Origin of the sequence: Fictibacillus sp. 26RED30, assembly GCF_015903845.1 — a bacterium.
GTDB classification, from domain to species: Bacteria; Bacillota; Bacilli; order Bacillales; family Fictibacillaceae; genus Fictibacillus; species Fictibacillus phosphorivorans.
Genome location: NZ_JACZDV010000002.1, coordinates 171,242 through 184,271 on the forward strand (window position 1 = coordinate 171,242; position 13,030 = coordinate 184,271).

General features: G+C 33.6%; 15 protein-coding genes. 4 read left to right on the plus strand and 11 right to left on the minus strand.

Features of this window, described 5'->3' with window-relative positions:
* The first annotated feature begins 91 nt into the window (after positions 1 to 91).
* Positions 92 to 310, plus strand: coding sequence for a hypothetical protein (locus tag IHV11_RS13510; RefSeq protein ID WP_197195129.1), 219 nt, complete (start codon positions 92 to 94; stop codon positions 308 to 310).
* A 164-nt stretch (positions 311 to 474) separates the two neighbouring features.
* Here IHV11_RS13510 and IHV11_RS13515 read toward each other — a convergent pair whose 3' ends face one another.
* The 7 genes from IHV11_RS13515 to IHV11_RS13545 form a co-directional block, all read right to left on the minus strand.
* A complete protein-coding gene (locus IHV11_RS13515; RefSeq protein WP_197195130.1) occupies positions 475 to 1,107 on the minus strand; it encodes a hypothetical protein in 633 nt (210 codons plus the stop codon).
* Positions 1,094 to 1,729, minus strand: coding sequence for an ABC transporter ATP-binding protein (locus IHV11_RS13520; RefSeq protein WP_197195131.1), 636 nt, complete (start codon positions 1,727 to 1,729; stop codon positions 1,094 to 1,096). The genes IHV11_RS13515 and IHV11_RS13520 overlap by 14 nt, the downstream gene beginning before the upstream one ends.
* Before the next feature lie 12 nt (positions 1,730 to 1,741).
* Positions 1,742 to 2,473: a DUF2705 family protein gene (locus IHV11_RS13525; RefSeq protein WP_197195132.1), complete on the minus strand. Its 732-nt coding sequence runs from the start codon at positions 2,471 to 2,473 to the stop codon at positions 1,742 to 1,744.
* Between the two features lies 1 nt (position 2,474).
* A complete protein-coding gene (locus IHV11_RS13530; RefSeq protein WP_197195133.1) occupies positions 2,475 to 3,179 on the minus strand; it encodes a WxPxxD family membrane protein in 705 nt (234 codons plus the stop codon).
* The gene (locus tag IHV11_RS13535; protein ID WP_231620341.1) at positions 3,169 to 3,753 is read right to left on the minus strand and encodes a hypothetical protein; all 585 of its coding nucleotides are present in this window, start codon (positions 3,751 to 3,753) and stop codon (positions 3,169 to 3,171) included. Before IHV11_RS13535 ends, IHV11_RS13530 begins: the two co-directional genes overlap by 11 nt.
* Positions 3,754 to 4,102: 349 nt before the next feature.
* Positions 4,103 to 4,528, minus strand: a complete 426-nt coding sequence (locus IHV11_RS13540) for a DUF2712 domain-containing protein (RefSeq protein WP_197195135.1) — start codon at positions 4,526 to 4,528, stop codon at positions 4,103 to 4,105.
* A 100-nt stretch (positions 4,529 to 4,628) separates the two neighbouring features.
* The gene (locus tag IHV11_RS13545; RefSeq protein ID WP_197195136.1) at positions 4,629 to 4,784 is read right to left on the minus strand and encodes a hypothetical protein; all 156 of its coding nucleotides are present in this window, start codon (positions 4,782 to 4,784) and stop codon (positions 4,629 to 4,631) included.
* 189 nt (positions 4,785 to 4,973) lie between these two features.
* On the opposite strand from IHV11_RS13545, the gene IHV11_RS13550 reads away from it, so the two are divergent.
* Positions 4,974 to 5,873: a helix-turn-helix domain-containing protein gene (locus IHV11_RS13550; RefSeq protein WP_197195137.1), complete on the plus strand. Its 900-nt coding sequence runs from the start codon at positions 4,974 to 4,976 to the stop codon at positions 5,871 to 5,873.
* A gap of 155 nt (positions 5,874 to 6,028) precedes the next feature.
* Positions 6,029 to 7,717, plus strand: coding sequence for a bifunctional metallophosphatase/5'-nucleotidase (locus IHV11_RS13555; protein ID WP_231620342.1), 1,689 nt, complete (start codon positions 6,029 to 6,031; stop codon positions 7,715 to 7,717).
* 148 nt (positions 7,718 to 7,865) lie between these two features.
* Here the strand turns inward: IHV11_RS13555 and IHV11_RS13560 are convergent, their stop codons facing one another.
* The 4 genes from IHV11_RS13560 to IHV11_RS13575 all read right to left on the minus strand — a co-directional run bounded on the left by IHV11_RS13560 (position 7,866) and on the right by IHV11_RS13575 (position 12,136).
* On the minus strand, positions 7,866 to 8,816 hold the full coding sequence (locus IHV11_RS13560) for a hypothetical protein (protein WP_197195138.1): 951 nt from the start codon (positions 8,814 to 8,816) through the stop codon (positions 7,866 to 7,868).
* Positions 8,817 to 9,009: 193 nt separating this feature from the next.
* Positions 9,010 to 9,744, minus strand: coding sequence for a hypothetical protein (locus tag IHV11_RS13565; RefSeq protein WP_197195139.1), 735 nt, complete (start codon positions 9,742 to 9,744; stop codon positions 9,010 to 9,012).
* Between the two features lie 164 nt (positions 9,745 to 9,908).
* Positions 9,909 to 10,784 carry an aldose epimerase gene (locus IHV11_RS13570; protein WP_197195140.1) on the minus strand — a complete coding sequence of 292 codons (876 nt, stop codon included), beginning with the start codon at positions 10,782 to 10,784 and terminating at the stop codon, positions 9,909 to 9,911.
* Positions 10,785 to 10,870: 86 nt separating this feature from the next.
* Positions 10,871 to 12,136: an O-antigen ligase family protein gene (locus IHV11_RS13575; protein ID WP_197195141.1), complete on the minus strand. Its 1,266-nt coding sequence runs from the start codon at positions 12,134 to 12,136 to the stop codon at positions 10,871 to 10,873.
* Between the two features lie 192 nt (positions 12,137 to 12,328).
* Here IHV11_RS13575 and IHV11_RS13580 point away from each other — a divergent pair, with 192 nt between their 5' ends.
* A complete protein-coding gene (locus IHV11_RS13580; protein WP_197195142.1) occupies positions 12,329 to 12,892 on the plus strand; it encodes a hypothetical protein in 564 nt (187 codons plus the stop codon).
* The last annotated feature ends 138 nt before the right edge of the window (positions 12,893 to 13,030 follow it).

Consider the following 13,030-nt stretch of genomic DNA (forward strand, 5'->3'; position numbering starts at 1 on the left):
CCTTCATACTGAAGTGCCTTCAATTTTTAGTGATAGTATTAATGCTAGGGTAATATTCTTATTTAGTTAAAGTATAAAGGGATGAAAACTAATGGATATTGTTTTTGCAATATTAAACGGATTTATTGTTTTTATTTATCTTGGCATTTTAAGAAAAGGCACAAAAAGAATTAGTATGAACACTTTAACTATAGAGAAAAAAGCTCTATTAATTAGTTTAATGATACTCATTTCTTCTTTGGTTCTAGTAATTCCAGAAGGTATTCATACTAGCTTTGCAAAGGGAGGTTTAATCATTGCTTTTTGTTAATAATGTTTACTATTTGGCTAGGAATTATAAAAAACATAAGTGATAAGACATATGAAAAATCTGTTGGGTTGCTGAAAAAATTCTTATTAAACCTTGTTTAACTGTTTAATACAGCCTAAAAAAGATAGGACTCAATTTTGCACGAAGCTAATTGAGTCCTATCTTTACTTTATAAGAGTTAATTCAATAACAACAGAATCATATTCTTCCTCTAAGGACTTACGTACATCTAAAATATTTCCAGTCTCCAGATTAATTTTATATGTTGATGCCTTCTCAAAGGCAAAGGAATCCAACTGATCTTTTCCGTAACCAGGTAATATTTGAACAAAAGGCTTTTCTTTTACTTTCCCTTTGCCCCTAACCTTATAGCTAATTTTATATTTACCCTCTAAAATTTGTTTTCCTACCATATAATTTCCGGAATGAACTATACGATACTTATTCTGTGCGTCCATTTTTAAAGGCACATATTCGGCTGGTAACAATTTTACACTTCCATTCCCTACAACAATGGCATGAGCATTATTTTCTAATCGTTGACCAACTATCATATCTCCTTTTGATAACTTGACAGGCATTAACGACACATCATCTGATAAGGAAATCACATCATAAAATCCAGCTTTTACCTGCTTACCTATTAAGTAATCACCTTTTGTGAGAGTAACTTCTTCTGCAGCATTCAAAAAAGTTGGGTTATCATTCTTAATGATTTTCAAGAGATATTTTGTCCCTAGGAAACATAAAAACAAAACGACCAGCGCAATAAAAACTACTTTTTTAAAATTGTTCATCTATTAACAATCCGTCTGACATCTTAAGCGTATAATCACACAATAAAGAAAGATCTTCTTTATTATGGCTTGCAATAATTACTATTGCACCACGTTCCTTTTCTTCCGTAAGTACTTTGTGGACAAGGCTAACTCCTTTTTCATCTATAGCGTTTGTCGGCTCATCTAACAAAAGTATATCAGGCTTCTCAAAAATTGCCTGAGCAAGATTTAACCTCTGTTTCATTCCTAGAGAATATTTCTTCACTTTAAGTTTCCCATGTTGTTCAAGTCCTACTCTTTTAATAGATTCATTGATTTCGTCTTTTGTAGCAATTTTTTTGATCTTGGCTAACATTTTAAGATTAGTAGCCGCGTCGAATTGCGGAAGAAGTTGCATATTTTCAATAATGATTCCTACACTAGGAGGTACGGATATATCGTTATGCAGTTCTTTGCTGTTTATTAGAACTTTACCTTCCGTAGGAATGAGAAGTCCCGCCAGTGATCGAAGAAGCATTGTTTTCCCTGAGCCATTCTTTCCGTAAATACCGTATATTTTTCCGCGTTCGAACTGAAAAGAAATATCTCTCAATACGTATGTTTGTTTGATTTTTTTACTAAGATCTTTAACTTCAATCATAGGAATCCCACCTTAGAAAATATCCATTTTTTTTATTTTCTTACTCGCGATAAATAATACAAACACTAAAATACTTATAAGTATCGTTATCCCTGTCAGATAAGAAATAACAGGGGTTTGAAATTCTGGTATTGAAGTTAAACCGTTTTTAAATCCCATTGCATAGTTTGGAAGAAGTAAATAATAAATGAATCCTCCAGCCCCGAAAACATACATCTGCTTTGCAAGAATGATTGAGATCACAACATAGGCATTTACCATTAATTGCGAAGCTTGTGGAGATATAAACAGTTCTATGGTTAGCTGCAAGGAAATTAACGTCGATATAGTTAAAAAATATATAAATAAAAGTTTAGTAATATCTTTTACTTCTAAATTGATGTTTGAATCTGTTAATAGATACTTAAATATAAGAGCCTGTATAACAACAAAGATAAAACTTATGATCAACATAGATAGGTAACGCTTATATAGCCATCTTGTTCTTCCATAGTTCCGTATAATTATTATTTTTCCATATGTTACAAGAGCATCTCTACAATATCCTGTAAAGTAGAAGCTCATTGCAACAAATGGTAATATCCAATAAACAAGAAATTTGTTTTCCAATGCATATGAAGAAGTAATTGGAACGCCATCCAGAAATGGTAGAGATGAATATAACGTTTCAAAATCATTAATTAATAAAGCTTGTATAATCATAATAATTATAACCAGTAAGAATAGAGCTTTATTTTTGACCATTTTATAAAATATCCTTTTTAAAAAATAACGGTGATCCAATTAGATAGAAGATAACACTTAATGCAAATAGTCGTATGTATGATAGAAAAACATCGGTTATTGTTTTTTTATTTTCTAATAACGATTGAAAGATATTTAAATCCTTATAAGGATCCCAAACATTTTCTGGAATTAATAGCAGACCAAAGGAATAGAGGATACCTACAAATAAGTAAGTTGCAAATATGGCTAAACCAAAAGAGTTACTAAAGTCATAGAAAATCCTATACATTATTCCTATCCAGGAAAAGTAGAAAACAAGCCCTATCATTTGAACAAAACTAATAAAAAAATAACGAACTTCTTTTAATAATTCTACATCTATAAAAAGAAACGTTAAAAGGTTGTTAATCATCATGTGGCTTAACGAAAACATAAAAGCTATTAAAAAAACTTTCCCTACAACTCTGAAATAATGTCTTTCTCTTGAAAGCCTAACAAGTGTATACGGTTTTTCTAAAGGTAAGAAAAAATTTAAAAAGAACAAAAATGGAATGATATAAAACAGAGCATACGCTTTGAAAGAATTATAGCCAAATGCACTATTATTCATATAAATTAAAGATTCTAATGTAGAAAATCCTAGATACCGGCTATTATTTATAAACCAGAGCACAATGAATAATAACAGAATTGCAAATGATACTATGAATCTTTTACCCGTCATTAAATTTCACCTCATAGAAGTAAATGAGCGCAGGTATCGAAATAAAAACAGCTAAGGCAGTAGCTAAGACCGGTAGAAGCGTATCAAACCCATACTCTGCAAATGGTTGGAATAAGTACATTAACGAATCATCTCTAATGACTAAAAAGAACCAAACAAAGAATGCCGCTGAATAAGAATACTTACGATCTTGAAAAAATAAACTGAACGATGCACCGAGCAGCCCCGCAAATCCTGCAAGCAAACACGCAGTAAAGCTAAATACAATGACCGCCAAATATGGATGTTCAATACTTAATGTAAAAAGCAGATTATCTGGCAAAGAATATTCTTTAGTGTTTTTGCCACCCATAAAAAAAAGAGAGACTAAAATAAAATTCAATATAAGAGAGATAAACATTGCAAAAAATGAGACAAGAAACGACGTAGCTAATTTATATGAAAAATATTTCTTTTTTCCGTATTTACTAATAAAGATGTTTTGACTTCCTGTTCGATAATCTTGAATGACGTTATCAGAACCTAAAAGCAATAGAAAAAGGGGAAGAAACCATAATAATAATGCTTGTGTCATATGCCCCCTGCTAGAGCCTGACAAAAAGAAAGAAAAGGGGGGATAGAGTTCATGACCTGATTGAAGCTTCACTAGTAATAATTGAACAACTTCAACACAGGGAATGAGTAAAATAATAAAAAAAATGGATCGACTTAGTTTTGTATGAAAAATACGATAGAATTCACTAGCCATTGTAATCACCCAGCTCATATATTATTTAATCCAGAAAACAAGTGTAAGAGAGCTAAAAATAATAATTAATATTCTATAAATATATTATTATTTTAATTTTTATTTATGCAAACATGTCCTACATTGTTTAAAAACAGTGGCAACGATAATTGCCACTGTTCCCTCTTAATATTAATTAGTTGATTTCTTCATCCCAATATCCAGAAGCAGTGAATCCACTCGTTGTGTAGTTATTATTTTCAACACCCAGCCTAACATCCTTTTGGTTTGCAGTACTAAATGCAGTATAGTATTTAGCACCTGAACCTTGAGCAACATCATGTGTATCAGATACTCGTGTACCGCTCTTATCTAACCAATATGTAGCGACTGTTCCTTTACCTTCACTAGAATAGGAATAGTTAACTTTCCACTTATTACTCGTATCAGTCGTTTGGCGATATCTTTCCTTAGAATAAGAATTACCATGCTCAGGTTTTAAGCTGAAACTATACTCAACGTTATCATTACTTGCTAATGCCACGTTTCCTGCTGTTAGTAATGTAATGCCCATCACACCTGCTAATCCTACTCTGTAATACTTTTTAATCGTTTTCTTCATTTCATTTCCTCCCTTATTTAAAAACAATTTATATTTAAAGATTGTAATTGGTTAACTTAAGCAAGTTACTCTATTACAAATCTTGAAATATCATTATGAATCAATGTTCAAACGGTAAATCATCTTCGTTTGCTTCTGGCGTTACAACACTAACCGATGCGTGGTGGTTAGATTTTTCTTTTGATTGATCTAAGTTGTACACACCCCCGGTTATCAGAAAAATACCTAGGACAAGATAAATTAGAATCTTTTTCACTGTTTTTCTCTCCTTAAAGTAACAAACTAATTACCTATATTTCGCTTAAATCAATGCTACAATATATGGAAAAATACTGTTTTCTCGAAATATACGGATTTTAGATACTACCTATCTCGTAATTTAGTTTTTTCAAGTCAAAAGACAAAAAATATAACTTTTGTTATATTTTTCTATAAGGGGTGGGAGATGCTTAACTTAAACATGAATAGACTAGGGGAAGAAATACATAGGTTACGAAAGCACTATAAGATGTCACAGAAGGATTTGGCGAAAGGAATATGTTCGCAGGCTGCAATTAGTAAAATTGAATCGGGAGAATGTTTTCCGAGCATAGATACGATTTATCTAATATCAATTAAATTGAGAGTTGAAGTTACTTATTTTATTTCCTTATTAATCCAGGAACGAAATGGATATGTCGCAACAACTATTGATATGATTGAAAAATTAAGCTCAGATAAGAAGTATGATGAAATTTTTGAAATTACAAAGTTCGAAAGATTGAATAACCTAAAGCAATATGGATATCAATATGAGCAATTTATTAGTTGGTATTATCATCTATCATCATATTATTTAGACTTAGTTTCATATGTGGAAGTTATCAAGAATTTGCAGCAACTATTATCAACTAAAAATTTATTGGATCAGGATAATTATCAAGACTTAAAGATACAAAACTCTATAGCCGCTATTTATGCCGAGAATACGGATTACACAAATAGTTATAGCTATTATAAGAGTATTCTTAGTAATACCATTCACATTGATTCATTCCAAAAATTCAGAATAAAAGTCATGTATAACTTATCTAAAGTGTATACTCTAGACGAAAAATATAATGAAGCTCTTATTATAATAGATAAGGCCATTGAGTCATGCCTGAAACTAGAAAGTTTTTATATCCTCGGTCAACTTTATTATCAAAAAGGTGTTTGCCAAGAAAAAACCAATTTTGACCTTTATGAAATTTCATCAAATTACAATAAGGCAATATTTATTTTTGAACTAACAAATCAAAAATCATATGTCCAACATATACAAGAAAAAAAGGAGAATTACTTAAAGATACATGCAGAGAACTAAATTTTTAGTGATTCTACTACTATTTCCCCAAGAATCTTTGTTAAATTTACGTTAAACTTTTAAATTCAAACTTTTTTCGACAAATTACGACTCCATTTCTAATTATTACATGCTAAATTAATATAGTATGACTAATTTGAAAGGATAGTGATGAAATGCCCCTTAAACAAACGTTTAAAAGATTACTAGCTAGTTCCCTTGCTGTTGGGTTGATCTCTTCCCAGCTGGCTATAACTGCATCAGCAGACTCGAATCATAAGCATGGTAAGAATCATCATAAGAACAACCGCCCTTTTAACTTATCTCTTATGCATACAAATGATGCGCACGCACGATTAGATAGTGTTGCCAAAAAAGTCACCGCAGTCAAAGAAGTCCGCGCGACAAAACCAAATGCCTTATTGCTTGATGCAGGCGATGTATTCTCAGGTACTCTTTACTTCAACGAATTCAAAGGACAAGCTGATCTTGAGTTCATGAATCTTATGGATTATGACCTTATGACTTTCGGAAACCATGAGTTTGATCTTGGTGCAAGTCCAGAAGGACACCAAGCTTTGGCAGACTTTGTTAAAAACGCCGATTTTCCATTTGTCAGTTCAAACGTTGATTTTTCAAAAGATGACAAGTTAAGAAGCTTATATAAAGGTTATGATTTTAGACCTAAAGATGGAAAAATCTACTCATCAATAGTAAAAAAAGTAAACGGCGAATACGTTGGTTTCATCGGCCTAACAACTGAAGAAACAAAAGATATCTCAAGCCCAGAAAAAGTTAGTTTCCAAAACTACATTAAAGCAGCTACTAAAGAGGTAAAGCTTCTCCAACTTCTTGGTATTAATAAGATCGTTGCCCTCACCCACCTTGGGTATGATGACAGTGTCGCTTATGATAATGATCTACAACTTGCAAAATATGTTGATGGTATTGATGTTATCGTTGGTGGTCATAGTCACACACAACTTGACGCTCCAGTTGTTGTATCAACAGATGAAAAAGGGAAAAAGAAAGACCCTACTGTTATCGTTCAAGCCTATCAGTATGGTGATTTCTTAGGAACACTGGATGTTCAGTTCAATCATAAAGGAAAAGTAATCGGACAAGCTGGACAGTTGATTAAGGTAGCAGACAAAGCAGCAGATCCAGAAGCTGCTGAGTTACTTGTTAAGTATTCCACTAAAGTGGCAGAAATTAAGAATAAACCCACAGGCGGAATTGCAGAAAAAGTATTACTAGCTCCTCGTACGAACGATGTTGGACCAAGTGTAAGAAATAGTGAAGTCGAGTTAGGTAACCTTATTACAGATGGCATGCTTGATAAAGCAAAAGACTATAATTCAAACGTCGTAATGGCGTTCCAAAATGGTGGAGGTATTCGCGCTACAATCGACCAAGGTGAAATCACATTTGGTGATGTGTTAACTACCTTACCATTCGGAAACACGCTTGCAACAATGAAACTCACAGGTGCAGAAATTAAACAAGCATTAGAGCACAGTGTTAAGGACGCCCCTAAAGAACATGGCGGATTCCTTCACGTGTCAGGCATGAAGTTCACTTATGACAGCACGAAAGCTGCTGGTAGCCGTGTAGTATCGATGGAAGTGAAAAATGCAGACGGTACATTCACTGCAATTAACCCGTCTCAAGAATACGTGATTGCAACTAATGCTTTCACAGCTAAAGGCGGAGACGGATTCACGGTATTCAAGAATGCTTATGAGCAAGGACGCGTTACAGATCTAGGTGCATCTGACTGGGAAAATCTACGTGATTATGTTGCAGAGTTAGTAAATGTTAATCCTGTAATTGAAGGGCGCATTGTAGATTTAGCACGACAATAAGCAGTAAAAGGCTGGCTCATTTTTGAGTCAGCCTTTTCATATTTTAAATTAATTACCTCGTATTAGTCTTTTATAGGTATCGATAAGGTGACAATCCATCTTTTCAATTCAATAAAAGATCATTCAGTCTTTATATTTGTACTCTTATTTAGAGCCGATATCCCATCTTTATATTCCCAGAAGATGTATAGCCTATAGTTTGGTTCTCTAGATAGTGGAGAGCAATATTCCTGTTTGGTGATGAGGATCTTTTGATAAAATGGTACATCTCTTCCCATGTTGTGCGTTTGAAAGTACCCATCCCTGAAGTTAGGTGTTTTCCAAATTCCCGTTCAATATTTCGCTCTTTAACTTTACGCACAAGGTTAATCAAATAAAATTCCTTCTTTTTTTGTTTTGCCATCCAAAGGCCAAGCAGCCAAAATCGTAACAGTTCATACTTTTTTTCTTGTATAGCAATCGTATAAAAACCTGCATTAAACACTTTTGTAAAGAACCAATTGTCAGCCTCTGTATATAACTTCTCTACTTCAGCACGAGACGGTATTGTGTTATTACTTGATCCGGTTTTACACTCAATTACTATGATGGCGTCCTCTGTTTCTATTAAAAGATCAGGTTCGCTTCCACTAGAAGGCTTTTCTCCAAATGTACTGCGCGCTTTTAATAGCAGTGGATATGCATTTTGAGACTCCTTATCATAGCACCAGTAATGAATTTTCGGATTTAGAGCATTATGGATCCCTATAGATTCTAAGTATTTCTCCAATTGATTACTAGTTTCCAAGTAACGAAACATATTCCACGTTACGGCATCTTCAGAATTATTTCGTGCCAATCGGTTTTCCCGCTTCTTTTTTAATATCGTTCTTAATAACTGTATATCTTCAGGACTTTTTGAGAGTAAGTTCATGGTGTAATCTGTGTATTCAAAGGTTGTGGGAGATAGGAAGATGTTATGAGTTGGACATAAGTAATCGTCTGTTGTTTTAAACGTTTTCTTTTGTCTAGGCACTTGATGTTTACAGTTTAGTACAGGACATTCAATCCACTCGGCAGTTTGGGAAACTTTTTCTTTTAATGTTGTCCGATTGTACATAAGGAAGCCTCCTAGCCCAATAAACAGAATTTATTTAAATATACCAATAATTGTAAATTTTTTCTACTTAATTCATTAAAAGGTTTTTTGTTATCAGATGCAAAAAAGGTCACTGCATAATTACTATGCCGTGACCTGTTAAGAATTATTGAATAAAACCGCTAAGAATACGAAGTTTGTATGCATTTTAAACTTATGAGTTGTATTCTGTCTTATTCTTATTTCTATAAAATAGAACAAGACTAGCTATAATTAAAATAGTTCCTATAAAAAACGTAACTATAGGATAAAACAATGGATAAATGAGAGTGAAAATGGTTGGGTATGCCGACCAGTCGTCTGAATAATATCCTGCTGGCCCTTGCTTCATGGGTGGAATTAGTTTTGTTTGTAATTTGGATTTTGTTTTGTAGGTAAAGTCTTCTGTTTTCACAATACCCTTTTCACTAATAGTAAAAATCCGATATTTTTGTTCTTCATTAGGTATGAACCCATTCATATCCCTCATGATTCCTCTTTTCATTTGAACGACAACTGCAAAAGAATCTTCTGTTGTCTTTTTGTTATGAACGAGCCAATAAGATACATAATGTGAATATTGGTTAAGTCCTTCATCCATTTGAACAGGGAAATTCTTTAAAACCTCTTTATTCTCACCATCTATTGTAATATACACATCCGCTAAGTTTATGATGTTGTCCCATGGATCTCGAAAAGGAGGCTCATCTTTTGTTATATGAAATGTTTCAATACTTGTTGATCCGAATTGATAGCTAGTCGGAGCACCTGCATACATTTCATTGATCTCCGTAATTTTGTATTTTTGATCCATTTCCCACTGGTAAATGAACTCTTTAAACATATCATTTTGCACTGAGAGTACCACTAATAGAACTCCTGATATGAATAGTTTTGTATACCTTTGCATGGCCTTCTCCTACCTCTTTATTTAGTTAATGATCTAATTATAACAGCACCAGCTAAGGATAATGAGAGTTTGGTATGAACTTAAGGAGCTAGAATCACCTTTAATAAATTTAAGTCTTTACAACAAGCAAAGTAAAAAGCACGCAAAATTGCGTGCTTTTTGTATTAGACAATATATGGTTCTAGTTGAATACTAATTTCCGTTTTCAGGCTTTCATTTCCCTTGATCATAGTAAGTTCTTCTTTTCTGTTGAACTCATCGGTTTTCGCCATCCAAGGTTCTACACAAATAAATTCTTTGGCGGTTTCTGCCCATAACATGACATACTTAAAGGGTTCACTATAGTTAATTCTAACTCTTCTCTTCAATGTGGGAAGGTTAAAAGTGATGTTAGGTTGTGTACCATTTAATAAAACTACTGCCTCTTTCAAGTTTCCTAGATCAACGCTGCCTTTAAACTCTTTCTCTTCATTATCATTATAGTCAAAGTATCTTGTTGCATCTGTTTCATAGGAAAGGTGCTTTTCACTCGTTTTAAAATAGGGATGGAAGCCAGCATAAATAGGCATAGGCATATCCCCCATGTTCATATATTCTTGATGGATAGTCAGCTTTCCCTTCTTTAATACATAGGTAAATAGGACTTCAAAGTCAAAAGGATAAGAGATTTTCGTCTGTTCATTACTCGTCAGCTTAATAGTTAGTGATGCACGGTCTTCCATCTCGCTATCAATCACTTCCCAGGTGGCGTTACGGGCAAATCCATGGTTATTCATGGAATACGTTGTTCCATCCCATTCATAGGTTCCATTAGACAACTGACCAGAGATCGGAAAAAGAATTGGAATACCGCCTCTTACATTCTTGTCTCTATCATAGAACGTTTCTTCATTTAGATAGATCAGTTCTTCGCCTTCTACCCCATATGAGAAGATGATACCTCCACGCTCTGGAGCTACCTTAACCCAAGAATTTGTAGCAGCATCCTGTAGTTCGTAAATTTTATATTTGGAATCACTTAACTGTTTTACGTGATACATGTATCCATTCCTCTCAATTAAAAATCGTACCAACTGTTTCACATTTATTTTAACTTATATTCACAATATCTGTAATCTTGTCATTTCTACATTCTTGTAGATTGTTTTTTGTTTTTCCAAGATTTAAAAGGAATTGATGAGACCCATTTCTTCACATAGTACATTACACGTGGACTTAAATGTAGTTGTTCCGTATACCTATCCCAACAAGCCATTAAGATGATAGCAAGTACTGCAACCTGAGGCGAATAGAGCACATAGTCAAAGACACCCGTTAGCAAAATGACTGGCAAGGAAAGCAAGAAAACATCCAGATGTTCTTTGTTTCCCGTCTTGGCTAAATAAAAGGATGCTACCTTATAGATATTAATGATTACAACGATAACAAAAGCCACTCCACCTAGAGCACCGTATTCGGTGAAAATTCCGATGATTAAGTTATGAGCATGAGGAATTCGTTCGTTAAAATGATAAAAGTATTCTTTATAAAATCCTAACGCTGTCACTCCAAATAATGAATGATCCTGCCATAATTCATAGGAATTTCTCCAAATTTCCTTCCTGATACCTGTCGATTCCACCAGTTGTTCACTTCTTGGCATCCAATTAACAATTATATGGTTGCTCATCCCTAACAAAAGAACAAATAGACTCGCCCATAGTTTGTTCCATCTGAAGGAAAGAAGAACGAAAATAATGAGCATGATGGAAAAACCCGCTCTCGATTCCGTTAAATAAATAGCATGGATAAACATTCCGATTATAACTGCTTGTAAGGCAGATTTTCGATAAAGCGTTCTTCTAATGTTTTTATGAAACTCTGCAAGAAGAAACGATAGTCCGAATAATAGCAGTGCTACAGAGAAGTTTGGATTATAAGCAGCACCCATTAATCTTTCATAATGCTGCACATTCGAATGACCAATCAACACTGTTCCCATAAAATAGCTTATAACTTTTTGATTCATGAGTACTTGCTGAATCGGATACAAGCTATAAAAGTAAATACCGCCTAAGATGTTAATCCATTTAAACGCGTAAATGGTTTTCTTCACACTATTATTTTTAATCTTTACGTACAACCCTAAGTACGCCAAAAGTAAGGCTGAAACAAGGAAATACGAATAATCACCCATCGCAATTGCTGCTCCGAAAGAGGATACAAACAGGGAGCTAATCAGAAACACACCCGGTGATAAAATGATTGGCTTTCTTTGTTTGAATATTTGATGTAAATAAAGCCACCCTGAAAACACAAATAGAGCAATCCCTACTGGGGGAAGTGTGAAACAAAGGAAGATACTTATCTCAGTAAAATTCTTTTTTAATTTATTCAAAATGGCATTTATCATAAATAACCTCTTTTTTGTCGCATAATGAAACATCATACTAAATAAAAGAAGCATCCATGCCATATTTACAATAACTAAACGATATCTTAATGGTGCAGCTATAGGCTGTCTTAAAATACTATTCTCTTTTTCAACTCTCTACGGATATAATTTCATTAGTACTATTTTAAGAATTGATGGGGGCAACAATACGTGTTGAAATTAATTAAAACTATTAACGAGCAATACCATTATTGGGAAGTCTGGAATGAAGGAAAGACCATTATTGAACATTGGGGAATAGTTGGAAATACTGGTGAAAGCAAAGAAATGAAAGTTTCCCTTTTCCAACGTACAAATAAGGTAATGGACAACTTAGCTGATGAAAAAGTTAAGCAAGGCTATGTTTTTTTAGATGAAGATCAACTTCCTGAAATCATTATTCAGCATACGAACGAAGGTTTAAGTATGAAAGAAGCTTTTGAAAAGCGGCATCAGATTGAAGGATTAATTAATGAATGCCTCGGATGGACTGGAAATGGAATTGTTGATGGTGGAGAAATGGAAGTGGAATCTTTTTTGACTAACGTTTTTTGCCCTGTAGTAGATGTGGAAGCTGCATGTAAGACAATTCTAAAAGAATTAAAAGCTAACCATTTAATAGATGGCGTTACGATTGCATACTGCCAACCCGAACAATCTGAAGAAGAACAAGATGAAGACTATGATAATCCGTATATCATTCTTTATCCTGAAGGTGGTAGTATCGAGTTTTAAGTGAATAATATTGTAAATTATCTCGAATAATTATTCTTATGAAAAATTTTGAAAAGCACCCATTTTACAGTGGATGCTTTTCAAGTATTTACAGATAGCAGCTGGATAGTTCTCCAATATACAAAGTTCTATTAACGT

Bases quoted from the DNA above. Each gene is read 5' to 3' on its own strand.
- IHV11_RS13510 (WP_197195129.1), top strand. From the start codon at position 92: ATGGATATTGTTTTTGCAATATTAAACGGATTTATTGTTTTTATTTAT.
- IHV11_RS13515 (WP_197195130.1), bottom strand. From the start codon at position 1,107: ATGAACAATTTTAAAAAAGTAGTTTTTATTGCGCTGGTCGTTTTGTTT.
- IHV11_RS13520 (WP_197195131.1), bottom strand. From the start codon at position 1,729: ATGATTGAAGTTAAAGATCTTAGTAAAAAAATCAAACAAACATACGTA.
- IHV11_RS13525 (WP_197195132.1), bottom strand. From the start codon at position 2,473: ATGGTCAAAAATAAAGCTCTATTCTTACTGGTTATAATTATTATGATT.
- IHV11_RS13530 (WP_197195133.1), bottom strand. From the start codon at position 3,179: ATGACGGGTAAAAGATTCATAGTATCATTTGCAATTCTGTTATTATTC.
- IHV11_RS13535 (WP_231620341.1), bottom strand. From the start codon at position 3,753: ATGACACAAGCATTATTATTATGGTTTCTTCCCCTTTTTCTATTGCTT.
- IHV11_RS13540 (WP_197195135.1), bottom strand. From the start codon at position 4,528: ATGAAGAAAACGATTAAAAAGTATTACAGAGTAGGATTAGCAGGTGTG.
- IHV11_RS13550 (WP_197195137.1), top strand. From the start codon at position 4,974: ATGCTTAACTTAAACATGAATAGACTAGGGGAAGAAATACATAGGTTA.
- IHV11_RS13555 (WP_231620342.1), top strand. From the start codon at position 6,029: ATGCCCCTTAAACAAACGTTTAAAAGATTACTAGCTAGTTCCCTTGCT.
- IHV11_RS13560 (WP_197195138.1), bottom strand. From the start codon at position 8,816: ATGTACAATCGGACAACATTAAAAGAAAAAGTTTCCCAAACTGCCGAG.
- IHV11_RS13565 (WP_197195139.1), bottom strand. From the start codon at position 9,744: ATGCAAAGGTATACAAAACTATTCATATCAGGAGTTCTATTAGTGGTA.
- IHV11_RS13570 (WP_197195140.1), bottom strand. From the start codon at position 10,784: ATGTATCACGTAAAACAGTTAAGTGATTCCAAATATAAAATTTACGAA.
- IHV11_RS13575 (WP_197195141.1), bottom strand. From the start codon at position 12,136: ATGATAAATGCCATTTTGAATAAATTAAAAAAGAATTTTACTGAGATA.